Source organism: Methylobacterium sp. E-045 (assembly GCF_022829685.1).
Taxonomy (GTDB): Bacteria; Pseudomonadota; Alphaproteobacteria; order Rhizobiales; family Beijerinckiaceae; genus Methylobacterium.
Genome location: NZ_JAKSYE010000054.1, coordinates 165421 through 189490, shown reverse-complemented (window position 1 = coordinate 189490; position 24070 = coordinate 165421). Strand labels below are relative to the sequence as shown.

Sequence of the window (24070 nt, the reverse complement as noted above, 5' to 3'; positions counted from 1 at the left end):
ACGCTGGTCTTCGCGCCCGTCATCGGCATGCATCTCGTAGCGGCCTTCGCCCCCACGTCGCTTCCCTCGACGCTGATGACGCGCTCGACCGGCACGGCGATACCGCCGGGCTGAGCCAGGCGGTCACGATGCCCCTCCAGGATTGCGGCGGAATGGCTGCCGGATCCATGTACATCAGCTCCCAGACGTGACCGTCGAGGTCCTGGAACGAGCAGCCATACAAGAAGCCGAAATCCATGTTCGGCTTCCAGGGTTTGGCACCGGCCGCCAGCGCCTTGGCCAGGGTATCGTCGACCTCCTGACGTGATGGGCAGGAGAGACAGGTCAGCACTTCCGTGGCCTTCGTGGTGTCGCAGATGTCGCCGGTGATGAAGTCTCGAAAGCGTGCTTCCGTCAGCAGCATCACAAAGATGCTGTCCGACACCACCATGCAGGCTGCGTTCTCATCGGCGAAGGCCGGATTGAAGGTGAAGCCGAGGGCGCCGAAGAAGGTCTTCGAAGCCTCGAGATCCTTCACTGGCAGATTGACGAAGATCATCCGCATGTTTGTCGCTCCTTCTCATGGTTCCTGTGGACATGGTGGCGCGCGAACAGGACTCAGTCCGTTTCCTGCTGCTTGGTGGCCAGGGCTGATTCGTCGGCCATGATCTTACGGAAGGAGGGGCGATCCTTCATTCGGGCGACATAAGCCACGATCAAAGGCTCTTCCGGAACGAGTTTGAACGCGGTCATCCAACCGAGCGCGGCACCCCAGAGGATGTCGGCGGCGCTGACTCGCTCGCCCAGAAGATACGGCCCGTTCGACAGGCCCGCGACGATGCTGTCGAGGACCGCGTCGAAGCTGCCATAGGGCGACATGGCCATGGGACCCGGCTCTCTTTCCAAAGCGCGGTCGATTACCGCCGGCTCGAAGCAGGATCCATAGAGGACCATCCAGCGCAGATAGGGGCCGCGCAGCGGGTCGCCGACCGGTGGCGCGAGGCCTTTCTCGGCGAACTCGTCGGCTAGATAGAGATAGATGGCCGGCTGCTCGGTGATGACCGCATCTCCGTGCCGGATGGCGGGGACCTTGCCCAGGGGGTTGATCGCCAGATAGGCGGCCTCGCGATGCTCCCCCGCCCTCATGTTGAGGACATGCAGGCGATGGGGTGCCTGAAGCTCCTCCAGGAGGATTCGGACACCCGAGGAACGGGTATTCGGTGAATGGTAGAGCGTGATCTCGGAGGTCATCGATTCCGTTTCGCGTGCGAATCCTGGAAGGCCACTGTCTCCGTAGCCCGGTCCCGGTCAAACGTCGTCTCATCGAACGGCAAAAAAAGACCGTCGCCGGACGATCGTGTCATTGCCGTGAGGCCCCTCTCGGGGCGCCTCGTTCAACTGTCGAGGCTGCGGACGATCCGTCCGTATCCGGCTGCTATACTTGTCTTCGGAGTTCTGCTTTTGTCCGACCGGGGTCATCCATTGCCGAATCTCGACCACTCGACCGATGGTTCAGCAGCATCCGCGGCACGGACATTCGCATCGGTTGCGTTGACGGAATGCCGGGGCGTGTCTATAGAGCGCGCTTCGCCGACAGGTCGCGCTCAAGCGGCTCGTCGGCTTCGCCATTGCCCGAACAACCTTCGCGCGTAGACCGACACACCAAGCCCGCGGGCTCGTCGGCATCGCCCTACATGAACGAGGATGCCCCATGGCCAACACCGTGTCGGCCAAGAAAATGACCCGCAAGATCGCGAAGCGGACCGCTGTGAACCGCTCGCGCCGCAGCCGTATGCGTACCTTCCTCCGCAAGGTCGAAGAGGCGATTGCCGGCGGCGACCAGACCGTTGCGCTGACCGCCCTGCGGGCAGCCGAGCCCGAGATCATGCGGGCCGCCCAGCACGGCATCGTTCATAAGAACAACGCCTCCCGGAAGGTTTCGCGCCTCGCGGCGCGGGTCAAGGCTCTCGCAGCCTGATCTCTCTTCCTTGGATGACGCGAAAGAAGCCCGGCCTCAGTGCCGGGCTTCTTTCGTTTCAGGCACCATTTTCCACGACACGCTGTCCGCCGCCCGCCGGAATGTCGAGGCGCTGCTCGCGGGCCGACTTCCGCTCAAATCCGAGTCGATGCGTTAACCCTATCTGCGAATCCACCGTGTTGCAGAGTCTAGGGGTGCTGTGTAGATTAATGATCTCTGGCCAAAAACCGGAAAATTTACACTTAATTCAAACCTGCACGAATCGTCCGCAAGATCTAGGGCGTGCCTCGACTCGGTGCGCCGCGGGGAGACTCCATCAGCGCCTCGCAGAGCTTTCCCCATAACTCCCGTTGTTAGGAGAACCGTAGCTAATTGTTGATAGGACGTATTCATCGGCAAAGGCCTGCGGTGGGGGAGTTGACTCCACTGGATCATTATGGGTTCCGCGAATTCCTTGCGGGGCGCGATATCAGTCAAGTGTGCGTACGTTCCGAGCGGCGGCTTACGCCCTCGGTGCGAGGAGAGCGATGATGCATGTCGATGGTAGCGTGGCGGGCAACGCCGAGACCGGCATGGGTGGCGCAAGCGGATCGGACACGGTTGCGGCCTGGGCTCGCGTGAAGCGACGCCTGCGGGCGGAACTGGGCGAGGACGTTTTCGCCAGCTGGTTCGCACGTCTCGAACTCGTCGAGGTGGTGTCCGGGACCGCGCGTCTCAGTGTGCCGACGCGGTTCCTGAAGAGCTGGATCGAATCCCACTATCTCGACCGCGTCCTCGCCACGTTCCGCAGTGAGGTGGAGAGCGTCTCGCTCATCGAGGTGGGCGTGCGCGGAGCCGGTGTCCCCCCCCGCGTCGTTTCGGGCGCGGTGAAGTCCTCCGCTCCCGCCAGCCCTCTCGCCCGTCTCCAGGCCGCCAGCAGCGCGCAGCCGTCAGCCGGCGAGATGAGCTTCCCGGCCGAGGCGGAATTGTCCTCTCAGGCACGCGGAGAGGCCACGGGCGACCTTAACGGCGCCCCCCTCGACAATCGCCTCACCTTCGCAAGCTTCGTCGTCGGCCGCTCCAATGCCCTTGCTCATGCGGCGGCGGAGCGCGTTTCCCGTCACGACGGACAGGGCGCCCTCTACAATCCGCTCTATTTCCATGCCGGTGTCGGGCTCGGAAAGACCCACCTTCTCCATGGCATCGGCCATGCCGCCCGCGAATCCGGCCGCCGTGTGATCTACCTCACTGCCGACCGCTTCATGTATGGCTTCGTCAACGCCTTGAAGACCCAAAGCGCGCTGGCCTTCAAGGAGAAGCTGCGCGCCATCGATCTTCTCATCCTCGACGACGTCCAGTTCATCCAGGGCAAGTCGATCCAGGCCGAGTTCGGACACACCATCAACTCTCTTATCGATGCCGGCCGTCAGGTCGTCGTCGCCTCGGACCGCCCGCCCACCGAACTGGAAGCCCTTGAAGAGCGGGTCCGCTCCCGTCTCGCCGGCGGCCTCGTGGTCGAGATCGGCACGCTGGACGAACAGCTGCGCATGTCGATCCTGTCTGCACGGCTTGCCGCGGTACGGGTGGCGCATCCGAATTTCGAGGTGTCGCCCACCGTCGCGACCTATGTCGCCCGCGCCATTACGGCGAATGGCCGCGATCTCGAAGGTGCCGTGAACCGGCTTCTCGCCCATGCCACGCTCACCGGCACCGCCGTGACCATGGAGACGGCCGAGACCGCGATCCGCGACCTGGTGAAGAACCGGGAGCCCAAGCGCATCAAGATCGAGGACATCCAGAAGCTGGTGGCCTCGCGCTACAACGTCTCGCGGTCCGACATCCTGTCGGAGCGGCGGACCGCAGCCGTGGTGAAGCCGCGCCAGATCGCCATGTACCTCTCGAAGGTGCTGACCCTGCGCTCGTTGCCCGAGATCGGCCGCCGCTTCGGGGGGCGTGACCACACCACCGTTCTTCACGCGGTTCGCAAGATCGACAAGCTGATCGGCGAGGACAACGTGCTGAACGACGAGGTCGAGCTCCTCAAGCGAATGCTGCAGGACTGACAGCCGGGATCGGGGCGATGCGGGTGACGTCACTCCCGCATTGCCCTGGATAGAGCGCTCCCCGCTCTTGCGTTCGGACAGGGCCTTCGCCAAGTTCACCGGCCAAGCCGCCGGCTCCATCCGTCATCGTTTTCGGGGTGGGCGACGTTTTCTTAGAATGACCACGAGTTGTTGCGATGAAAGTCACTGTCGAGCGCGCGGCTCTCCTTCGATCGCTCGGCCACGTGCATCGTGTGGTGGAGCGGCGCAACACGATTCCGATCCTCTCCAACGTGCTCCTGCGCAGCGGACCTGACGGGCTGGAACTGAAGGCGACGGACCTCGACATCGAGGTGACGGAATCCGTGCCGGCCGACATCGTCGATCCGGGCGCCACCACGGTACCGGCTCATGTGATCTACGACATCGTGCGAAAGCTCCCCGACGGCGCGCAGGTCTCCCTGGAGACCAGCGGCGAAACCGGGCAGATGACGATCCGTTCCGGGCGCTCGCGTTTCTCGCTCGGAGCCCTTCCCGAGGGCGATTTTCCTGACCTCGCCGCCGGTGAACTCGGCACGAGCTTCGCGATCGGGGCGAGCGACCTCAAGCGCCTCATCGACAAGACCCAGTTCGCCATCTCCACCGAGGAGACGCGCTACTATCTCAACGGCATCTACCTTCACACGATCGACGTCGACGGTGCTCTCAAGATGCGCGCCGTGGCGACCGACGGCCACCGCCTTGCCCGCGTCGAGATCGATGCACCGGAAGGCAGCCGTGGAATGCCGGGTATCATCGTGCCGCGAAAGGCCGTGGCCGAGATCCAGAAGCTCGTGGAGGACGGCGGAGAGACCGTCGAGATCGATCTCTCGCCCGCCAAGATTCGCTTTCGTTTCGCCAGCGGCGTGACGCTGATCTCCAAGCTCATCGACGGCACCTTTCCGGATTACCAGCGGGTGATCCCCACGGGGAACGACAAGTTCCTCACGGTGCAGCGTGACCAGTTCGCCCGCGCCGTCGACCGTGTCTCGACGATCTCGTCCGAGCGCGGGCGGGCGGTGAAGCTCGCCGTGCAGGAGGGCCGCCTCGCCCTCTCCGTCAACAACCCGGATTCCGGCAGTGCCACGGAAGAGCTCGACGTCGATTACGAGGCCTCCGCCCTCGATATCGGCTTCAACGCGCGCTACCTCCTCGACATCACCGGCCAGCTCGAGGGTGACACGGCCCTGTTCAAGCTCGCCGATCCCGGCTCGCCGACCCTGATCCAAGACCGCGAGGGCGCCTCGGCGCTGTATGTGCTGATGCCGATGCGGGTGTGATCGAGGTCGTAACGCCGATTTCTCCGGAACGTTCGGACATCGTGGATTCATCCGTCGACGGGCCCTCTGTCGTCGGTCTGCGCCTCACCCGCGTCATCTGCCGAGACTTCCGCAATCATGCCGATCTCGACCTCGCCGTCGGGAGCCGCTTCGTTGCGCTGGTGGGAGAGAACGGAGCGGGGAAGACCAACCTGCTCGAATCCATCTCGCTCTTCTCTCCCGGCCGCGGCCTGCGGCGGGCGGACCTGTCGAGCATGGCGCGGAATGCCGGGTCTGGAGGGTTCGCTGTCTCCCTCGCCCTCAGACAGGGTGAGGAGGACCATCGCATCGGCACGGGCTACGAACCGGCCGTCGGCGACGGCCGGGCCGCGCGGCTGTGCCGGATCGACGGCGAGACGGTGGGCTCCCCCGTGGCCTTCTCCGAGTTCCTGCGGGTGGTCTGGCTGACACCGGACCTCGACGGCTTGTTTCGCGGGCCCGCCGGCGACCGCCGCCGCTTCCTCGACCGCCTCGTCCTCGCCGTCGATGCGACGCACGGTGCGCGGGTCAACGCCCTCGAGCGGGCTCTGCGCTCGCGCAACCGCCTCCTGGAGGAGCGCCCAAGCGATGGGCAGTGGCTCGATGCGATCGAGCGCGAGGTGGCCGAACTCGGCGTCGCGGTGGCGTTGGCGCGCCGCGAGACCGCCGAGCGGCTGGACCGTCTCATCGCCGAGACCCGTGACGACGCCCAGCCCTTTCCCTGGGCGGGGCTGAGGCTGGAAGGTGACCTCGACGATCTCGTGGCCGTGTGGCCGGCCCTGGAAGCAGAGGACCGTTTCAGGGCCGCCTTGCGCCAGGGCCGTCACCGCGACCGCGCCGCCGGCCGCACACTCATTGGGCCGCAGGCCACCGATCTCGTGGTCCGTCACGGACCGAAGGACGTGGCCGCCGCCACGGCCTCGACGGGCGAGCAGAAGGCACTGCTCATCGGCCTCGTCCTCGCTCATGCACGTTTGGTTCAGGCCATGTGTGGCCTCGCCCCCGTCATCCTGCTCGACGAGGTCGCCGCGCATCTCGATCCGCGACGGCGGGCCGGTCTGTTCGACGCCCTGGCCGCCCTGCAGGGGCAGGTCTGGATGACGGGCGCCGACCCGGCGCTGTTCGCCGAACTGGACGGCCGCGCCGATATGGTTTCGGTGTCCGACGGACGGATCGTACCCGCCTGAATTACCGGGCGATGAGGCGGTCGAACATCTCGTAGCTCACCGGATTGTCCGGGCAGAGGCCGATGCCGCATTCGGCGAAGGTCGAGCCGGCATTGGCCAGCGCCACGACGAGAAACAGCAGGACGGCGGAGAGGCCGAGCGCTCCGGCCCGGGTGCCGGGAAGGATCGCCGGCGCCGTTCCTGTGGGTTGTCCAAGGATCGAGATGGTCTCCGGGCGCGGCAGGGCGGATTCGGCCGAGAACTGTCCATCCCACAGGCACAGGATGGCAGTGGCGACGACGATGCCGGTGAAGGCGATCAGCGCCCAGACGTAGAAATGCAGGCCGAGCAGATCCGCGCCGTAGGTGCCGGTTCCGGGGACGATGTGCAGGGCCGTCTGACGGGCCGAGATCGCGCCCCCCACCACGGCACTCAGGATGACGATGGCATAATGCGACGGCCTCGGCCGGTCGCAGATGTTGAGGACGAGCCCCAGGCCGACCGCCGTGAAAGCGGCACGCTGAAGCACGCAGAGCGGGCAAGGCAATTCGCCGAGGACGATCTGAAACCAGAACGCGACGAGCAGGATGAGGCTGCAGCCGAAGAGGCCGGCGGCGTTCAGCGCACGGGCGACGGACAATGCGGGCATTCCGCGGCCCTCAGAAGACGAGCGGCAGGGCGTCGGTGGCATGCTCGCGGAACAAGGCCAGCAGCACGGCCAGGGAGAGACCCCAGAAGAGCAGGGCTAAGGCGCGTCTCCCGGCGATCGCCGCACCCGTGGCGCCCGCGAAACCAAGGAAGGGAAGGACCATCATGGGACGACTCGCCGGTCTTTCGTCGGCACGCGGAAAAGCCCCGTTGCCGTTTCGCCACCTTGAGCAGACATCTCCTTTCGGGCGACTTAAGAACAGTAGCCCTGGTCCGCCCGTGTTGGAGCCGTCGACAGGAGCAAGCGCCATGTCCGTCTCGCATCTCGTTGTCTTTGCCGCCATCTATGCGGCCGCCGTGGCCTCACCCGGACCCGGCCTTGCGGCCCTGGTTGCGCGCGTCCTTGCCGCAGGCACGCGCGGCATCAGTGCTTTCATCGCGGGCTTCGTTGTCGGCGACCTCGTATGGTTCGCCGTGGCGGCGGGTGGATTTGCGCTCATGGCGCAGACCTTCGCGCCGCTCATCGTGGCCCTGAAATTTGCCGGCGCCCTGTATCTCGCCTTCCTGGCGTTGAGAGCCTGGACCTCTCGGATCGATGCGATCGACGCTGTTCCTCTCCGCGACGAGGGCGCCTTGCGCCTGTTCGCGGGTGGCCTCGCCGTCACCCTGGGCAATCCGAAGGTGATCCTGTTCTTCCTCGCCCTGCTGCCGACGGTGATTGATCTCGACCGGGTCGGTGCTCTGGGGCTAATGGAACTCGGCACCATCATCGTTCTCGTCCTCGGCACCATCCTCTCCGGCTACGTCCTGGCGGCCGAGAGAGCCCGGCGCGTGATGACCTCCGCCAGGGCGCGACGGCTGCTCAACCGTGGGGCCGGCACGGTCATGGCCGGTGCCGCCGTCGCGATCGCGACGCGCTGACACGCCCGCCATTGAGGACACGCCCGCCATTGAGACGAGGCGACGATCCCGCCGATTGACCTCGCGGCTCCGGGCCGTCAAAGCCACCATCCTGGCAACCGGCTGCCGCGACGGCGGGGGCGCCGTGCCGAGGATGGCCGGCGCGACATCCCCTGCCGCCCTCCCCTGACCGCGATGACGGGCCCTTCATGACCGACCGCCTCGACGAAGCTCGACGCGCCCTCAAGAAAACCTTCGGCTACGACGACTTCCGCCCCGGCCAGGACGAGGTGATCGGTGCCGTCCTCGAAGGGACCGACGTGTTCGCGGTGATGCCGACGGGGTCGGGCAAGTCGATGACCTACCAGCTCCCGGCCCTCGTCGAATCCTCCCTCACGGTGGTGGTGTCGCCGCTGATCGCACTGATGCACGACCAGGTGCAGCAGATGATCGGCTTCGGCGTGGAGGCCGCGACGCTCAATTCCTCGGTGGCGGAGGCGACCTCCCGCGAAACCTGGCGCAAGATCCGCTCGGGCGACCTGCGTCTGCTCTTCGTCTCGCCGGAACGGCTGATGATGGAGGGGCTGATGGAGGCCCTGCGCGGGGCCGGCGTGCGGCGGCTGGCGGTGGACGAGGCCCATTGCGTCTCGCAATGGGGCCACGATTTCAGGCCCGAATACCGCGATCTGTCCCGCGCCCGCGACGCGCTGGGCAACGTCCAGACCCTGGCGCTCACGGCCACCGCCGACAAGGCGACGCGAGCCGACATCACCGAGCGGCTGTTCCCCGCCGGGCGCGAACTCAAGGCTTTCGTCCATTCCTTCGACCGGCCGAATATCCGCCTGACCTTCGCGCCGAAGGACAACCCGACCCGCCAGATCGAGCGCTTCCTGAAACATCGCCGCTCGGAGAGCGGGATCATCTACTGCTCGTCGAGGAAGCGCACGGAGCAACTCGCCGAGACGCTGGCCAAGGACGGTTTCAACGCCCTCCCCTACCATGCCGGCCTGGACCAGGGCACGCGCATGAAGAATCAGGACACGTTCCTGCAGGAGGACGGGGTGGTGATGACCGCCACCGTCGCCTTCGGCATGGGCATCAACAAGCCCGACGTGCGCTTCGTCTGCCACGCCGACATGCCCTCCAATGTCGAGGGCTATTACCAGGAGATCGGCCGCGCCGGCCGCGACGGCCTGCCCGCCGACACGCTCACCGTCTACGGCCTCGACGACATGAGCCTGCGTCGGCGGCAGATCGACGAGAAGGACGTGCCCGACGAGCGCCGTCGCGTCGAGCGGCGCAAGCTCGAGGCGATGATCGCCCTCTGCGAGGGTGCCACCTGCCGGCGTCAATCCCTGCTCGGCTATTTCGGCGAGGCGAGCGAGCCCTGCGGCCGCTGCGACCTGTGCCGCTCGGGGATCTCCCTCGTGGATGCCACCGTGCCGGCGCAGAAGCTGCTCTCGGCCATCGTCCGCACCGGCCAGCGCTTCGGTGCCGCCTATGTCTGCGACGTCGTCCACGGCAAGGAAACCGACACGATCCGGCGCAACGGCCACACGGCGTTGAAGACCTTCGGCGTCGGCGCCGACAAGCCGCTCCCGGCATGGCGGGCGATGCTGCGTCAGCTCTTCGCCGCCGGCGCCGTGGCGGAGAACGATGACGGGTTCGGCGGGCTCTCCCTCACCGAGAAAGGCGAGGCCATCCTGTTCGGCCGCGAGGCGATCCAGATGCGGCCGGATCCGGAGCCGAAAGTGGCCGAGCCGCGCGACCGCAAGCGCGGCAGCGCTGCGCGTGAGGATGCGACCCTCGATCTCGATCCGGCGACGGAGGCTTTGTTCCAGCATCTCAGGGGCCTGCGCGCCACCATCGCCCGCAGCGAGGGTCTCGCCGCCTTCATGGTCTTTCCCGACCGGACGCTGATCGAGATGGCCAAGGCCAAGCCCGTCGATCTCTACGCCTTGCGGACGGTGCACGGCGTCGGCGAGCGCAAGCGCGACGCCTATGGCGACCGCTTCGTCACCGCCATCGCGGAATACCTCTCCCACGGCTAGGGCTAATCCCGACCACGTTAGGCCGGGACACATCTCTGGGCCCTTGTTGTGCTGCGCTCTTTGTTGCCGAACCGGCATCCACCTTGGCGGAGAGTGCTATCGACCCGCACAGCCTGATGCGGTTTCGCACTCGTGTCAGGGCGAGCAGTTCGTGTAGGCAGCGGACTCGATGTCCCATGCGCGGGTCCGCCCGAGCACGTCTCCCACGCACTCATGGATACCAACCCCATCGCTTCGGACCCGTTGGCCCCCGACACCTTCCCTCGCCAGGTCTTCTACATGCCGGGTTTCGACCCGCGTGAGCCCGAGACCTATTGGGGACTCTTCCGGCGTGAGAGCCGGCTGACCGCCGTGAGGCGTGGCATGGCCATCACCGTGAGCGATCCGGTAAGGTCCGCGGACGGATTGCGCCTCGATTGGCGGGTGGACGCGGATGGCGCGCCGACGCGCTACACCCTGCTGCGCTGGGATGACATCGTCCGCGCCCGGTTTCCACGCTCGACCCTGCGTCGACTCGTCGAGGTGCCCGCACTCTGGTGGCGGCTCTCGCGGGACGGGTACCCGAAGCGCTTTCGCAACGAGGCGAAGCGCTTCGCCCGCGTCATCATCGGCGTCCACGCGATTTATGCGGCCCTGGTGGTGCTCTCCCTTATCCTTGCGGCTCTGCCGGCCGTGCTCGGACCGGAGCAGTGGCGCCCGTGGAGTCTCGTGGCGATCCCCGTTCTCGCCTATGCGATCCATCTCGGACTCATGGCGCTGACACGAGGTCGGCCGTTCTACGTCGCCCATCTCGTAGACGACACCGCCTTCACCTACGACCATGCCAGCGGCGCCGAGACCCGTATGCGCGCGCGCCTCGACGCTTTCGCAACGGAGATCCATGCCGCCGAGGGTCGCGCCTCCGAGATCGTGGTCATCGGCCATTCCTCGTCGAGCTTTCTCGGCATCGAGGCCCTCGACCGGATCCTCGCCCGCGATCCGGATTTCGGCCGACGCGGCACGCCCGTCTCCTTCGTCAGCATCGGCAGCGTCATACCATGGATCACCCTCGACGCGCCGGCCGTCGATATGCGTGCGGCGCTCTCGCGGGTGGCGGCGGCACCGGCCATTCGTTGGCTCGACGTACGCGCGAAATGGGACTGGCTCTCGGTCCATGATCGCGACGTGCTCACCGCCTCCGGCGTTCCGTCGCTCCCCGGCCACCAGCCGGTCGAGATCCATGTGCGCATCATCGACCTGATCGAGCGCAAGATCATCGCCCGGCGCAAGTGGAACCTGTTCCGCATGCATTTCCAGCTTCTGATGTCGAGCCTGAACCCGGAGGCGTTCGATTACGTCGCCTTCGTCGCCGGGCCGGAGCCTATCCACAGCATCATCGACCGTTGTCGCGGGGCGGGCGTCCTGCCCCCGTCAAAAGCGGCCTGACGGTGCTTTTTCCGAGAGGGCGCATGGCCGGAGCCCACGATGACGTGTTGCCAGCACAGGCGCTTACACTCTAGAGCCGACCCACCTAGGCTCACCTCGCGCGGCTTCCGTCCATGGGAAGCCGTCCGAGTGGCTCCTGAGCGGTCGAGAGGGCTCGCATGTTCCGCAACGATGTTCCGATCACCCCAGAGCTGGTGCGCCAGCATGGCCTGACGCCGGACGAGTACGAGCGCTTTCGTGGTCTCATCGACCGCGACCCGACGCTGACCGAGCTTGGCATCGTCTCCGCCATGTGGAACGAGCACTGCTCCTACAAGTCGTCCCGCAAGCATCTGCGCGGCCTGCCGACCAAGGCGCCCTGGGTGATCCAGGGGCCTGGCGAGAATGCCGGGATCATCGATATCGGCGACGGGCTTGCCTGCGTCTTCAAGATGGAAAGCCACAACCATCCGAGCTTCATCGAACCCTACCAGGGCGCGGCGACGGGGGTCGGCGGCATTCTGCGCGACGTGTTCACCATGGGCGCACGGCCCATCGCGGCGCTCAACGCCCTGCGCTTCGGCTCGCCGGACCATCCCCGCACACGCCACCTCGTCTCCGGCGTGGTGGCCGGTATCGGCGGCTACGGCAATTCCTTCGGCGTCCCCACGGTCGGCGGCGCCGTCGGGTTCCATCCGCGCTATGACGGCAACATCCTCGTCAATGCCATGGCCGTGGGCCTCGCCCGCACCGACGCGATCTTCTACGCCGCGGCCACGGGCGTCGGGAACCCGATCGTCTATCTCGGCTCGAAGACCGGACGCGACGGCATCCACGGCGCCAGCATGGCGTCAGCCGAGTTCGACGACGCTTCCGAATCGAAGCGGCCCACGGTGCAGGTCGGCGACCCCTTCGCCGAGAAGCTGCTGCTCGAAGCCTGCCTCGAACTGATGGCGACGGGGGCCGTCATTGCAATCCAGGACATGGGGGCCGCCGGCCTCACCTGTTCGGCGGTGGAAATGGGGGCCAAAGGCGATCTCGGCGTGGAGCTCCACATCGAGAAGGTGCCGGCCCGCGAAGAGAACATGAGTGCCTACGAGATGATGCTCTCGGAAAGCCAGGAGCGCATGCTCATGGTGCTCAAGCCCGGCATGGAAGCGGAAGCAGAGGCGATCTTCGTGAAATGGGGCCTCGATTTCGCGATCATCGGCCACACCACCGATACCCTGCGTTTCGTCGTGAAGCACGACGGCGTCGTCATGGCCGACCTGCCGATCAAGGAACTCGGCGACGAAGCCCCGCTCTACGACCGACCGCATATCGCCAACACGCACCAGCCGGTCATCGCCGCTGCCGATGTGCCCGCGCCGATCGGCAATGCCGAAGCCCTGAAGAGACTGGTCGGTTCCCCCGACCTATCGTCGAAGCGATGGGTCTACGAGCAGTACGACCACTTCATCGGCGGTAACACCGTGCAGAAGCCCGGCGGCGATGCCGCCATCGTGCGCGTCGAGGACGGTCCCAAGGGACTCGCCCTGACCGCCGACGTGACGCCGCGCTATTGCGAGGCCGATCCGGTGCAGGGCGGTCGGCAGGCCGTGGCCGAAGCTTGGCGCAACATCACGGCGGTGGGCGCCAAGCCCCTCGCCATCACCGACAACCTGAATTTCGGCAACCCGGAGAAGCCCGAGGTGATGGGCCAGCTCGTCGGTTGCCTGAAAGGTATCGGCGAGGCCTGTCTCGCCCTCGACTTCCCAGTCGTCTCCGGCAACGTCTCGCTCTACAACGAGACCAATGGCGTCGGTATCCTGCCGACCCCCACCATCGGCGGCGTCGGCCTCCTCGAGGATGTGACGAAGCATGCCACCCTGTCGCTGAAGCGCGAAGGCGACATGCTGGTCATGGTCGGAGCCACGGAAGGCTGGCTCGGCCAGTCGGTCTATCTCGCGGTGGTCTCCGGGCGCGAAGACGGTGCGCCGCCGCCGGTCGACCTCGCAGTGGAGCGCCGCAACGGCGATTTCGTCCGCAGCCTCATCGTTTCCGGTCTCGTCGACACCGTGCACGACCTGTCCGATGGCGGCCTCGCCGTGGCCTTGGCCGAAATGGCCATCGCCGGTGGCATCGGCGCGACCCTGCCGGACGCGCCTGCAGATCTTCCGGCGCATGCCTATCTCTTCGGAGAGGACCAGGCCCGCTACCTCCTGAGCGTCGATCCCGAGAACGTACCGGACCTGCTCTACAGTGCGAACGCGCAGGGGATTCCGGCTGCCGTCGTCGGCCTCACCGGCGGGCGGGATTTGACCCTGCCGGCGGGTGAAACCATATCCGTAGCGGATCTGCGCGAGGCGCATGAAGGCTGGCTGCCGACCTATATGGCAACCCGGCCGGCCGCGGTCTGAACGTCACTCGAAAGGAATTGAGTCCGATGCCGATGGATGCGCGCGAGATCGAGGCCATGATCCGTGAGGCGCTGCCCGACGCCAAGATCGAGATCAAGGATCTGGCCGGCGACGGCGACCATTACGCCGCCACGGTCGTCTCTTCGGCGTTCAAGGGGAAGACGCGCGTGGCGCAGCACCAGCTCGTCTACAATGCGCTCCAGGGGCGGATGGGGGGCGTGCTGCACGCCCTTGCGCTCACGACGGGCGTCCCGCAGGATTGAGGGCGATCAACGGGGCGTCCCCATGGACCAGCCGAGCTTGTACGACGTCGATGCGGTCACGTGGGCAACCGAGCAGGCGGCAGCCTTGCGCGCACTTGGACAGCGCCCTGAGTTGTCGAATGTGCTTGATTGGCAGAACGTGATCGAGGAGATCGAAAGTGTGGGGCGATCCGAGATCGATCGCGTCGAAAGCGCGCTTTCACAGATGCTCGTCCACATCTTGAAATACGTTGCTGCGCCCGCCGCTCAATCAACGCGGTCATGGCGCAAGGAGGTCATCGTTTTCCACGCGTCGGCCGCGCGCAACTACCGCCCCTCCATGCGTCTGCGGATCGACTGGCAACGCTTGTGGAATACGTCTGTGAGGCTCGCGGATGCGTCTCTCAATGTGTTTGGCGAAACCTTGCCCGGCGGCCTTCCCGAAATCATGCCATTCACGCCCGAGGAACTCACCGCGGCCGACTTCGATATGGACCGCGGTCTCGATCGTCTCGCAGCCGTATTGAAACCGGCCCCCGACCATCACTAGATCAGGCCAACAACGAGGAACATCGCAATGACCGACGCCAACACTGCCATCAAGGCCGAGATCGAATCCCAGGACGTGGTCGTGTTCATGAAGGGCACGCCGCAATTCCCCATGTGCGGCTTCTCCGGCCAAGTCGTGCAGATCCTCAACTACCTGGAAGTGCCGTTCAAGGGCGTGAACGTCCTCGACGACATGGCGATCCGCGACGGCATCAAGGCCTTCTCTAACTGGCCGACCATTCCACAGATCTACGTGAAGGGTGAGTTCGTCGGCGGGTGCGATATCACGCGCGAGATGTTCCAGTCCGGCGAGTTGCAGCAGTTCCTGACGGAGAAGGGCGTACCCGTGAAGGCGACCGCCGTCGCTTGAAACCCGTCGGGTCCAAATGGACAGATCGATCAAGGGCGCGAGAGCGCCCTTTTTCGTGTCGCATGCCCTGAGGGAGGCGGGGGCCTAGTCTGGACGGGGCGACCGTCCTCAAGGACTATCGCGCCGATCCCCAACGGGCAGCAGAGCTTGCTCGAACCTTTGCGTTGACCGTGTGAGACGCTTGAATCGAGGGTCTGGCGATAGACCTGTGCGGCGCTGATGCCGTTTGTTCGGCTATCTTATCAAGTTGCGAGCACGTCTATGGTATCACCACGTTCGGCTCTCAGCGCGACGAGCAAGGAGGTTATTGATTTTGCCCGGGAGTCTTCACCGAAAGACTGGTGCGTATTCGCTGCCAAGCGTCGGCTTGCCCTAAAGAATTTCTGCGGATGTTGCGGATCTACTGAGGAAAGCTTTTCGAGCGACGAAAGCTTTGAGGGCGCTCACGTAGACCTATAATCAGGTGCGGTTTCGCACTGCGGGAACTTCGTGGCAATGCAAAAGCGAATTAAGCGTAAATAATCGGGGCGATCGGGAACTTGTTGCCGCAATCCCCATTGTTGGCTTATACGAGCCCAACGACCCCTGCGAATCCGCACGGCTCAAGGTCCGGTGACCGCAATGCCAGTGTTCGAAGCGAAGAACCTAGACGCCGACCTCGAAGGCCAGGCCCTCCTGGCGGCCATCCTGTTTCCGACCCAGGAAAGCCAGGATCGTGCTTTGACCCACGGCCGCAACCGCGCCGCGCGTCCCTGTGCCATGGCTCATCCGATGACCATCGAACCGCGCCATCCGTACTCCTTGCACGATCCTGAGATCGAGGTGCAGGTTTCCTGAACCTGTGTCCGGCCGTCTGTTTTGCTCGGATCACCAAGTCTGGCTCGTGATCAATCCTTGCTTGGTCACGACGGTCCAGCCGCGTCCGCGCCGTTCCACCGAATCGACCTTGCCGATATTGGGAATCGTGTCGCCTGGACCGACCTCCACGAGGCGATGGCGGCGGTCTTCGAGGACGGCGACCCCGTTATAGACCTCACGTACGGCCCAGGTCTCGATCACTGCCGGTGCGGTAGCCTTCGGTTTATCCGGAATCGACCCGGTTTCCGCGGGCTCGGCCTGACTGGGCTTGGACGCTTGTGGCGCAACCACCGGAACGGCCGGCGCGGGTGCGGCCGCGCGCTTTTCCAACTGTGCCGTCAGGGCGGCGATCTTGGACGTCTGGTCGCGTTCGGTCTGCTCCTGCCGGTCGGCGAGGCTGGTGATCTTCGTTACGATGGCCTGTTCGGATTTGCCGATCCGGTCGTTGAGCGTCGCGGAACGGTTCTTCGCTTCGCTGCGAACCGATTCGGTGGCGTCCTGGACCTGGGCGAGGACCTTGCCAAGCTTTTCGATTTCGGTCTGCAACCGTCCAAGATCCGCATGGCGGGCATCGAGGCGGGACTGAATCTGCGCCAGCGACTGCGAAGCCCCATCGGCTTTTGAAGACGTGAAGCTCATCGCGCCCGCGCCGATGGCGAGGCCGAGGACAAGCGCCGCCGCCGTCACACCGGCGAGGAGCGGATCGATCGTCGGCAATCGCCTGCGTGCGTCCGGCACGACCGCCGGCTTCGCCTTGGCGCCGCTCACGGCCTGTTTCAACAGCGCTTCCGGCGACCGATCGGACGCCGCCGCCCCGATGACCTTATCCGCCATGACCCATGCTTCCCGTTTGACTGCGTCAGGAAGCATTAAGGACGTTTGTTTACTGAAAGGTTACCGTATCGCCGTGCAGTGCCATCGACCCGTACGCGCAGGTGCGCTATCCAGCTTGGTCGCGCGAGACTGGAGTCGAGGGACTGGCATGACCATGACGTTCAGGGCCTATGGCCTGTTCTTCGGTCTTGTCTCGGCATCGACAACCCACGCCCTCGCGTTCGAGCCGATCCGTCCCGGGCCGCAACAGGCGGCGAAACCCTGCCCCCGTCACGGTTCCGGTTTCGTCCGCATTCCCGGCTCGGACACGTGCATCCGCATCGGCGGTCGGGCGAGGACGGGCCTCGACCTCCGCGCCCGGGACGACGGTCCCGCGTCGAGGCCGATCGTCGGCGGCCGACTGGCCGTCGATACGCGCGTCGATACGGATTACGGCCCGGTTCGAACCTACGTGAGGATCGACGCCGGGAGACGTTGAGTCATCAGAGGCTGCGGGACAGTATCAGGGGCTGGCTCCGTCCCGCCGCACCCCTGCCGTAGGGCGATGGCGGCTGGGAGGGACGGCCGTAAACGGTCGCGGTCCTCGACCGGCTCATGTCCTCTGCCAGGGACTTGACCAGGCTCTCCGAGACCGTGCGCGCCGTCGCCAGGACAATCTGGTTGGTCTCCACCACTCGGGCAAAGCGCATGTGTGCGGATTTCAACCCCTCGATCGAGTCCGGAGCGAAGCGCGCCAGAGCGATGGCATTGGCCTTCGCCATTTCCAGGCCCTGCATGTAGGACGCGCCGAGGGCGGTCTTCCGTTCCGTGTCCGACAGGCCCTGGCGCAGGCGCCCGGCCCGTACGTGGCCGCCCTCCTCCGTGAGGATGACCTCCAGCGACTGCATCGTCTCCATGATATGGGCGATCAGCGCATCTGCGCCGGCCTTGTCGACGATCCGTAGCGCTTTGGTCTCAGATCCGGGGTGCATTGCCGGCCTCCTGCATCTTGATCATCTCACGGTAGACCTGATCGGCAATGCCGATTCCGCCGCTCTTCGCCATCTGACCCGCATATTCCTTGGTCAGCATCGAACGGTAGACCGCTCCGCCGGTGCCGTTATCGCCCAGCGGACCGTCGGTGCCCTCTGAGGTGGTGAGACGCTCCAGCGTCTGCTCCAGGAACATCGTCTCGAATTCGTTGGAGGCCTTGCGGGCCTTGACCTCCGCCGGAGTCTTGGCGGCGGTCGCCGCGAGCCTGGCATTCGCCGAGGTCGACGCGGACTTCGCGTTTTCCTTGGCGGCCTCTTCCTTCAGGCCGTTGCCGACCGACTTGGCGATGTCGCCGACGAGGGCCCGGCCGACGCCGATGGCAGCCTTGGCCGCGAGTGGGGCGAACAGCATGGTCAACGCCTCTTGGGTGCGAGGAAGGGAATCGTCTGCATCACATCACCTCGATGTCGGCCTGGAGGGCGCCGGCAGCCTTGATGGCCTGGAGGATCGAGATCAGGTCGCGGGGGCCGACGCCCAGCGCATTGAGGCCATCCACCAGTTCGCGCAGGGTGACGCCTTCCTTGACCATGGCGAGCTTGTTGCCGTCGCCAGTATCGACCTTGACGCCCGTGCGCGGGACCACCGTGGTCGTGCCGTTGGAAAGTGGCGCCGGCTGGCTCACCTGCGGCTGCTCGGTGATGGTGACCGTGAGATTCCCCTGGGCGATGGCGACGGTGGATACGCGCACGTCGCGGCCCATGACGATGATTCCCGAGCGTTCGTCGACGATGACCCGCGCCGTCTGGTCGGGCTCGATCTTCAGCTGCTCGATCTCGGTGACGAGGCGGATCATGTTGCCGTTGTACTTCGCCGGGATCTGCAGCGTGACGGTGGCCGGGTCGGTGGGCTCGGCGGTGTCGGCGCCCATGAAGTCGTTGATCGCGGCGGCGATCCGCTTCGAGGTGGTGAAATCCGGGTTGCGCAGGGAGAGGCGCAGGGAGCGCATGTCGTTCATCTTGAACGCCGTCTCGCGCTCGATCATCGCCCCGTTGGGAACGCGCCCGTTCGTCGGCACCCCGCGCGTGATCTTGGCCGCATCGCCTTCGGCCGAGAAGCCCGCAATGGCCACCGATCCCTGCGCCAGGGCGTAGACCTCGCCATCGGCGCCGAGGAGCGGCGTCACCAACAGCGTGCCGCCCTGGAGGGATTTGGCGTCGCCCAGGGACGAGACCGTGATGTCGATGCGGTTTCCCTGCGTCGCGAAGGGCGGCAGGCTGGCGGTGACCATCACGGCCGCGAGGTTCTGGGTGCGCATCGTTGCACCCCGGGTGTTGACTCCGAGCCGCTCCAGCATCGCCTGGAGGGATTGCCGGGTGAAGGGGATGTTGTTCAGGGTGTCGCCGGTGCCATTGAGACCGACGACGATGCCGTAACCCACGAGCTGGTTCTGCCGAACCCCCTCGATGCTCGCGAGATCCTTGACCCGCGACAGGGCGAGGGCCTGGCCGCCCAGGGCGAAGACCAGCGCCAGCGTCGCAGCGGCGCAGCGGACGAAAGAGGCGTAGCGATGGGGCCGGGCGGTCGCGATGGGCATGATGCGCTTTGCTGGGCGGCGGGGCATGTCGTGGTCCTGGGACATGCCGGGTGTTCTGCCAGGACCATGCCAACCCGTTCGATCCGTTAAGTCTATGATATAGAACGTTTTTTCTTCAATCGACCGCTGCCCGTGCTCCCGGCGCCGGCGGCTTTCCCTGCCGACCCGGCAGCTTCTGCCGGGTCGTTTACCGATGGTTAACCATCGGGGCGGATTCTGGTGGGCGGAACGATCGTCGTGCCGATGCGCGAAGCGACGCCCTGATTTTCGGAGACGGCACCATGCGCGTCGATAACCGCCTCGTCTCGCAGGCCTCGGCCGCGACCTCGTCGACCGTTCGAAAGACGGATGCGTCGCCATCCTTCATGCTGGGCCAAGACGCCGCCGCGACCTCCTCCGCCGCGACCACTGCACCGACCACATCGTTAGCGGGGCTGGACGCGATCTTGACCCTACAGGGCCAGGGCGAGCAGCCCGGCGAGCGGCGCCGTCGCTTTGCCAAGCGTGGCCACGACCTTCTCGACGGCCTCGACCGGCTGAAGGCATCCCTGGTGATGGGACGGATCCCGACGCGGGAACTCCAAGCCATCGCGACCCGCCTGTCCGAGCGCGCGGGGACGAGCGGCGATCCGCGCCTCGATGGGCTCATCGCCGATATCGAGCTTCGCGCAGCGGTGGAGCTCGCCAAACTGTCGGCGGCTCAAGCCAACTGACGGGTCCTGCCGTCCGAGGCGAAGGCCTTCCGCCGTTCAGGTTTCCATCATCTCGCGGATGCGCCCGGCCAGAACCTCCACCGGGAACGGTTTGGTGATCATTTGCATGCCCGGATCGAGCTGCCCGTTGCCGAACATGGCGTTCTCGGCATAGCCAGTGATGAACAGGACCCGCAGGGTGGGCCGGGTTTCGCGGGCTTGATCGGCAAGCTGGCGACCGTTGAGGCCGGGAAGGCCGACATCGGTCACGAGCAGGTCGACGCGCTCCTGCGTGAGCAGGATCTTGAGGCCTGACAGGCCGTCCGGCGCCGAAATCGCGCGGTAGCCAAGGTCTTCCAGCACGTCGACGATGAGATCGCGCACCACCCCTTCGTCCTCGACCACGAGGACCGTCTCACCTGCGCCGAGGCGGGCGAGTTCCGCGATGGTGTCCGCCGCGCCCGACTCCGTGACCGCTTCGACGGAGCGGGGCAGGTAGAGCCTCACTGCCGTCCCGTGCTCGACTTGCGAATCGATCTTGGCATGGCCGTCCGATTGCCGGGCGAAGCCGTAGATCATCGACAGGCCGAGGCCGGTCCCCTGCCCCAGGGGCTTCGTGGTGAAGAACGGGTCGAAGGCCCGGGCGATCACGTCGGCCGGCATGCCGGTGCCGGTATCCGACACGACGATGCTGACATACGCGCCCGGCTCCACCCCCGGATGCAGCCGCGCATAGGTGCGGTCGAGTTCGGTGTTGGCGGTCTCGATGCGCAGCCGGCCGCCGTCCGGCATCGCATCGCGGGCATTGATGGCGAGGTTGAGGATCGCGTTCTCGAGCTGGTGCGGATCGCACAGGGTCGGCCACAGCCCCTCCCCCATGACGATGTCGAGGGAGATCGTCTCGCCGATCGTCCGGCGCAGGAGGTCTTCGAGGGAAGCGATGAGGGCGTTGGCGTCGACGAGCTTCGGATCGAGCGGCTGACGCCTCGCGAAGGCCAGGAGGCGGTGGGTCAGCGCCGCAGCCCGATTGGCAGAGGACATCGCCGCCTTGGCGTAGCGCTCGATGTTGTCCATCCGCCCCTGCGACAGGCGGGTCTGCATCAGGTCGAGGGAACCGACGATTCCGGTGAGCAAGTTGTTGAAATCATGGGCTATACCGCCGGTGAGCTGGCCCACGGCCTCCATCTTCTGGGCCTGCCGCAGGGCGTCCTCGGCGAGTTCGAGGGCGGCGGCCTGTTCGCGCTCCGCCGTGGTGTTGCGGCCGCTGGCATAGATCCGCCCGTCCTCGAACGCGCCCGTCCAGGCAAACCAAAGGTAGCCACCGTCGGCATGGCGCAGTCGGAACTCGAAGGGTTCGGTCAGCGGTTCGGCGACGATGGCCGAGAAGGTCGCGCAGACGGCGTCGCGGTCATCGGGATGGGCCAGATCCGCGAAGGATCGGCCGGCGAGATCACCGGCGGTCCAGCCCAGAAGCGTCGTCCAGGCGGTGTTGACGGCCGCGATCCGGCTGTCCGCCTCGGTGACCATCAGCAGATCCTGCGACAGGCGCCAGGCCCGGTCGCGTTCCTGGGTCCGCTCCTGGACCTCCTGGGTCCGGGCCTGGACCTGCTGTTCCAGCGTCTCGTTCAGGCGTCTCAGGGCGTCTTCGGCGAGGGCTCGGTCGGTGACGTCGTGCCCCTCGGCGAAGATGCCGGTGACGGTGCCGTCAGCCTCCGTGATCGGCTGATAGACGAGGTTGAGGATGCGCTGTTCGAGACCGCCGTCCCGTCCGGATTGGATCGTCACCGGCATGTTCCGGCCGATGAAGGGCCTGCCCGTGGCGTAGACCTCGTCGAGCAGCTCGAAGAAGCCCTGTCCCTCCACTTCCGGCAACGCCTCTCGGACGCCGGTCCCGATGATGTCGCGGTGGCCGACGAGCTGGAGATAGGCCTCGTTGGTGTACTCGAACACGTGCGCGGGTCCGCTCAGGACGCACATGAAACCGGGCGCGTCCTGGAACAGCGTGCGCATGCGGTCGCGCTCCGCCGTCCTCTGCCGGACTTCCGAGAGCAGGGCATCGTTGGCCTGCCTCAGGGCTTCGGCCGCCTCCTGACGCATGCGAACGGCTTCGGCCAGGACCGCATTGCGCTCGCGCTCGGCCTCATAGGCGGAAACGCTGGCGAGACTCGATGAGATCTGTCCGGCCAAAAGCTTGAGAAAGCTCAGGTAATCCGCGTCGATCGGCCGGTGCGGATTCAGCCCCACCGTGAGGCTGCCCAGCGGCGCGCTTCCCCCCTGTCCGACCAGGGGCAGGGTCACCGCCTGCGCCGGCGGCCTCGACCAGTCGCCGGTCGGCCAGTTCCGGGCCGGATCGAGATCGACGATCGTTTCGCGTCCCGCGCCCCCGGGCCATCCCCCGAGGGGGGTGGTGGGATCGATGATTTCCAACAGGGCGGCATGATCCGCCGACATTCCGATGGTGGCCGCGAGACGGGCGAGGCTGCCCCCGTCGGAGAGATGGATGGCGCTGAAGGGCAGATCGCGGCGGGCCTCGCCGAGGCTGGCTTCCACCGCCCGCAGGACGTCGGAGCGGCTCTCCGCCCGCGCGAGACTCTCGCCGAGGAGGCGCAGGATGCCGAGCCGCCGCTCGCTGATGACCCGGTCCGTCTCTTCGCTGACCGCACAGAACAGGCCGCCCACCGTTCCGTCGTCGTCGATGACCGGACTGTAGGAAAACGTGTGATAGGTTTCCTCGGGATAGCCGTTGCGCTCCAGGAGGAGCAGCAACCCGCGATCCCAGGTCGCCTCGCCATCGTCGTAGACGCTGCGGATGCGCGCCTCGATGTCGTCCCAGATCTCGGCCCAGAGGATTTTCGTCGGTTTCGCCAGGGATTCCGGGTGCTTGAGGCCGAGCGTCGGGCGGTAGGCGTCGTTGTAGAAGAACGCGATGTCCGGCCCCCAGCCGAGCCACATCTCGAACCGCGAGGTCAGGAGGATGCGCAGGGCGACCTTCAGCGCCTCGGGCCAGCCTTCCGGCGGTCCGAGCGGGGTCTGCGACCAGTCCTTGGCCCGCATCAGGGCCGCCATTTCGCTTGCCCCGACGAAGATATCCGAATGTCCGGCTATGGGCTTCGGCAAGGATCGCCTTTCCGGCACTCTCAGGGCCTCGGTTGCGGGCGGCGGACGGGATCGCGCCGTCGGTCCACGGACCGATGGGAACCGACCCTATAGGTCACGGCGCACCGCCCGCAAACCCGCCTGTCTTCTCCGTCCGACGGCGTCCGCAGGGGATCGAACCACCGCCATCCGACGCGATGTCGACCGCCATTAAACGGTCCTCAACACCGCCATCGGACGTGGCTTCGCCTCCGTGATCGCGTGACGCATCCGTCGTCGGGCGTGTCGGAGGCGGATGCACCCGTTGCGTGTTTGTCGCATGTGCCGCGCAACACCACATCCAGGGGGGCTGGGGCCCTCGGGTGCGTTGTAGTGTCGGGCGCCCTCAAGTATAGGCACGCGAAACATCGCCGCGTACCGGCTGTGACGGACTTGCGAAGGGGCGAGGATGGCGACAGTCAAGCTCGAGGACGGTTATGTGCCGTCCGAGGACGAGCCGTTCATGAACGAGCGGCAGCGTGAATATTTCCGCCGTAAGCTGGTGGGCTGGAAGGCTGACATCTTGCGCGAGGCGCAGGATACGCTCGTGGCGCTTCAGACCGAAAACGAGAATCATCCCGATCTGGCCGACCGCGCCTCGTCGGAAACCGACCGGGCGATCGAATTGCGGGCCCGCGACCGCCAGCGCAAGCTCACCGGCAAGATCGACGCGGCGTTGGCCCGGATCGAGGACAGAAGCTACGGATATTGCGAGGAGACCGGCGAGCCGATCTCGCTGAAGCGCCTCGACGCCCGGCCCATCGCCACCTTGTCGCTGGAGGCGCAGGAGCGCCACGAGCGACGCGAGCGCGTCTATCGCGACGAGTAGCCTCGCTCGTCGAACGGACCTGCCGCGACCAACGGTCGTCGTGGCAGGTCTCGGCGTCTGACCTGAAGTTTTCGGCCCGGATCGTCACTCCGAGCATTCAATAGAAGCTTGG

General features: G+C 65.9%; 23 protein-coding genes and 1 pseudogene. 15 read left to right on the top strand and 9 right to left on the bottom strand.

Annotated elements, in window-relative coordinates; translation table 11 throughout:
• Nucleotides 1-154 precede the first annotated feature (154 nt).
• Nucleotides 155-544, bottom strand: a pseudogene (locus MKK51_RS06750) (VOC family protein); the annotation flags it as partial.
• A gap of 53 nt (nt 545-597) precedes the next feature.
• Nucleotides 598-1230, bottom strand: coding sequence for a glutathione S-transferase family protein (locus MKK51_RS06745; RefSeq protein ID WP_243975833.1), 633 nt, complete (start codon nt 1228-1230; stop codon nt 598-600).
• A 460-nt stretch (nt 1231-1690) separates the two neighbouring features.
• Here MKK51_RS06745 and rpsT point away from each other — a divergent pair, with 460 nt between their 5' ends.
• The 4 genes from rpsT to recF all read left to right on the top strand — a co-directional run bounded on the left by rpsT (nt 1691) and on the right by recF (nt 6502).
• Complete coding sequence (gene rpsT / locus MKK51_RS06740; protein ID WP_019907046.1) at nt 1691-1957, top strand: 30S ribosomal protein S20; 267 nt, start codon at nt 1691-1693, stop codon at nt 1955-1957.
• Nucleotides 1958-2487: 530 nt separating this feature from the next.
• Nucleotides 2488-3999, top strand: coding sequence for a chromosomal replication initiator protein DnaA (gene dnaA / locus MKK51_RS06735; RefSeq protein ID WP_243975952.1), 1512 nt, complete (start codon nt 2488-2490; stop codon nt 3997-3999).
• A 176-nt stretch (nt 4000-4175) separates the two neighbouring features.
• Entirely contained in the window at nt 4176-5297 is a 1122-nt protein-coding gene (gene dnaN, locus MKK51_RS06730) for a DNA polymerase III subunit beta (RefSeq protein ID WP_243975831.1), read from the top strand.
• Between the two features lie 38 nt (nt 5298-5335).
• A complete protein-coding gene (recF, locus tag MKK51_RS06725; protein ID WP_409565633.1) occupies nt 5336-6502 on the top strand; it encodes a DNA replication/repair protein RecF in 1167 nt (388 codons plus the stop codon).
• Between the two features lies 1 nt (nt 6503).
• Here the strand turns inward: recF and MKK51_RS06720 are convergent, their stop codons facing one another.
• Together MKK51_RS06720 and MKK51_RS06715 are read right to left on the bottom strand one after the other, a co-directional pair.
• On the bottom strand, nt 6504-7130 hold the full coding sequence (locus MKK51_RS06720) for a disulfide bond formation protein B (protein WP_243975828.1): 627 nt from the start codon (nt 7128-7130) through the stop codon (nt 6504-6506).
• Nucleotides 7131-7140: 10 nt separating this feature from the next.
• Nucleotides 7141-7296, bottom strand: coding sequence for a DUF5993 family protein (locus MKK51_RS06715; protein ID WP_243975827.1), 156 nt, complete (start codon nt 7294-7296; stop codon nt 7141-7143).
• Between the two features lie 142 nt (nt 7297-7438).
• On the opposite strand from MKK51_RS06715, the gene MKK51_RS06710 reads away from it, so the two are divergent.
• From MKK51_RS06710 to MKK51_RS06675, 8 genes are all read left to right on the top strand, one after another.
• Complete coding sequence (locus MKK51_RS06710; protein ID WP_243975826.1) at nt 7439-8050, top strand: LysE family translocator; 612 nt, start codon at nt 7439-7441, stop codon at nt 8048-8050.
• Between the two features lie 188 nt (nt 8051-8238).
• Nucleotides 8239-10080: a DNA helicase RecQ gene (recQ, locus tag MKK51_RS06705; RefSeq protein WP_243975825.1), complete on the top strand. Its 1842-nt coding sequence runs from the start codon at nt 8239-8241 to the stop codon at nt 10078-10080.
• Nucleotides 10081-10293: 213 nt separating this feature from the next.
• Complete coding sequence (locus MKK51_RS06700; RefSeq protein WP_243975824.1) at nt 10294-11505, top strand: hydrolase; 1212 nt, start codon at nt 10294-10296, stop codon at nt 11503-11505.
• A 158-nt stretch (nt 11506-11663) separates the two neighbouring features.
• A complete protein-coding gene (gene purL / locus MKK51_RS06695) occupies nt 11664-13883 on the top strand; it encodes a phosphoribosylformylglycinamidine synthase subunit PurL (protein ID WP_243975823.1) in 2220 nt (739 codons plus the stop codon).
• A 26-nt stretch (nt 13884-13909) separates the two neighbouring features.
• Nucleotides 13910-14146, top strand: coding sequence for a BolA family protein (locus tag MKK51_RS06690; protein WP_243975822.1), 237 nt, complete (start codon nt 13910-13912; stop codon nt 14144-14146).
• 22 nt (nt 14147-14168) lie between these two features.
• Nucleotides 14169-14675: a DUF29 domain-containing protein gene (locus tag MKK51_RS06685; RefSeq protein ID WP_243975821.1), complete on the top strand. Its 507-nt coding sequence runs from the start codon at nt 14169-14171 to the stop codon at nt 14673-14675.
• Nucleotides 14676-14702: 27 nt separating this feature from the next.
• On the top strand, nt 14703-15044 hold the full coding sequence (gene grxD / locus MKK51_RS06680) for a Grx4 family monothiol glutaredoxin (RefSeq protein WP_243975820.1): 342 nt from the start codon (nt 14703-14705) through the stop codon (nt 15042-15044).
• A gap of 621 nt (nt 15045-15665) precedes the next feature.
• On the top strand, nt 15666-15881 hold the full coding sequence (locus MKK51_RS06675) for a hypothetical protein (RefSeq protein ID WP_243975819.1): 216 nt from the start codon (nt 15666-15668) through the stop codon (nt 15879-15881).
• A 30-nt stretch (nt 15882-15911) separates the two neighbouring features.
• Here MKK51_RS06675 and MKK51_RS06670 read toward each other — a convergent pair whose 3' ends face one another.
• Nucleotides 15912-16670: a hypothetical protein gene (locus MKK51_RS06670; protein WP_243975818.1), complete on the bottom strand. Its 759-nt coding sequence runs from the start codon at nt 16668-16670 to the stop codon at nt 15912-15914.
• Between the two features lie 214 nt (nt 16671-16884).
• Here MKK51_RS06670 and MKK51_RS06665 point away from each other — a divergent pair, with 214 nt between their 5' ends.
• Nucleotides 16885-17214, top strand: a complete 330-nt coding sequence (locus tag MKK51_RS06665) for a porin (protein ID WP_313898800.1) — start codon at nt 16885-16887, stop codon at nt 17212-17214.
• 4 nt (nt 17215-17218) lie between these two features.
• Here MKK51_RS06665 and MKK51_RS06660 read toward each other — a convergent pair whose 3' ends face one another.
• Genes MKK51_RS06660 through MKK51_RS06650 form a run of 3 tightly spaced genes read right to left on the bottom strand, consistent with a single transcriptional unit; the run spans nt 17219 to nt 19302 of the window.
• Nucleotides 17219-17707 (bottom strand): hypothetical protein, encoded by a 489-nt coding sequence (locus MKK51_RS06660; RefSeq protein WP_243975817.1) that lies wholly within the window; start codon nt 17705-17707, stop codon nt 17219-17221.
• A complete protein-coding gene (locus MKK51_RS06655; protein WP_243975816.1) occupies nt 17691-18119 on the bottom strand; it encodes a rod-binding protein in 429 nt (142 codons plus the stop codon). The genes MKK51_RS06660 and MKK51_RS06655 overlap by 17 nt, the downstream gene beginning before the upstream one ends.
• Before the next feature lie 40 nt (nt 18120-18159).
• On the bottom strand, nt 18160-19302 hold the full coding sequence (locus MKK51_RS06650; protein ID WP_243975949.1) for a flagellar basal body P-ring protein FlgI: 1143 nt from the start codon (nt 19300-19302) through the stop codon (nt 18160-18162).
• A gap of 281 nt (nt 19303-19583) precedes the next feature.
• Here MKK51_RS06650 and MKK51_RS06645 point away from each other — a divergent pair, with 281 nt between their 5' ends.
• Nucleotides 19584-20015 carry a flagellar assembly protein FliX gene (locus MKK51_RS06645; protein ID WP_243975815.1) on the top strand — a complete coding sequence of 144 codons (432 nt, stop codon included), beginning with the start codon at nt 19584-19586 and terminating at the stop codon, nt 20013-20015.
• A 36-nt stretch (nt 20016-20051) separates the two neighbouring features.
• Here the strand turns inward: MKK51_RS06645 and MKK51_RS06640 are convergent, their stop codons facing one another.
• The gene (locus MKK51_RS06640) at nt 20052-23060 is read right to left on the bottom strand and encodes a PAS domain-containing protein (protein WP_243975948.1); all 3009 of its coding nucleotides are present in this window, start codon (nt 23058-23060) and stop codon (nt 20052-20054) included.
• A 478-nt stretch (nt 23061-23538) separates the two neighbouring features.
• Between MKK51_RS06640 and dksA the strand changes: the two genes are divergently transcribed.
• Nucleotides 23539-23958, top strand: a complete 420-nt coding sequence (dksA, locus tag MKK51_RS06635) for an RNA polymerase-binding protein DksA (protein ID WP_243975814.1) — start codon at nt 23539-23541, stop codon at nt 23956-23958.
• Nucleotides 23959-24070: the final 112 nt, after the last annotated feature.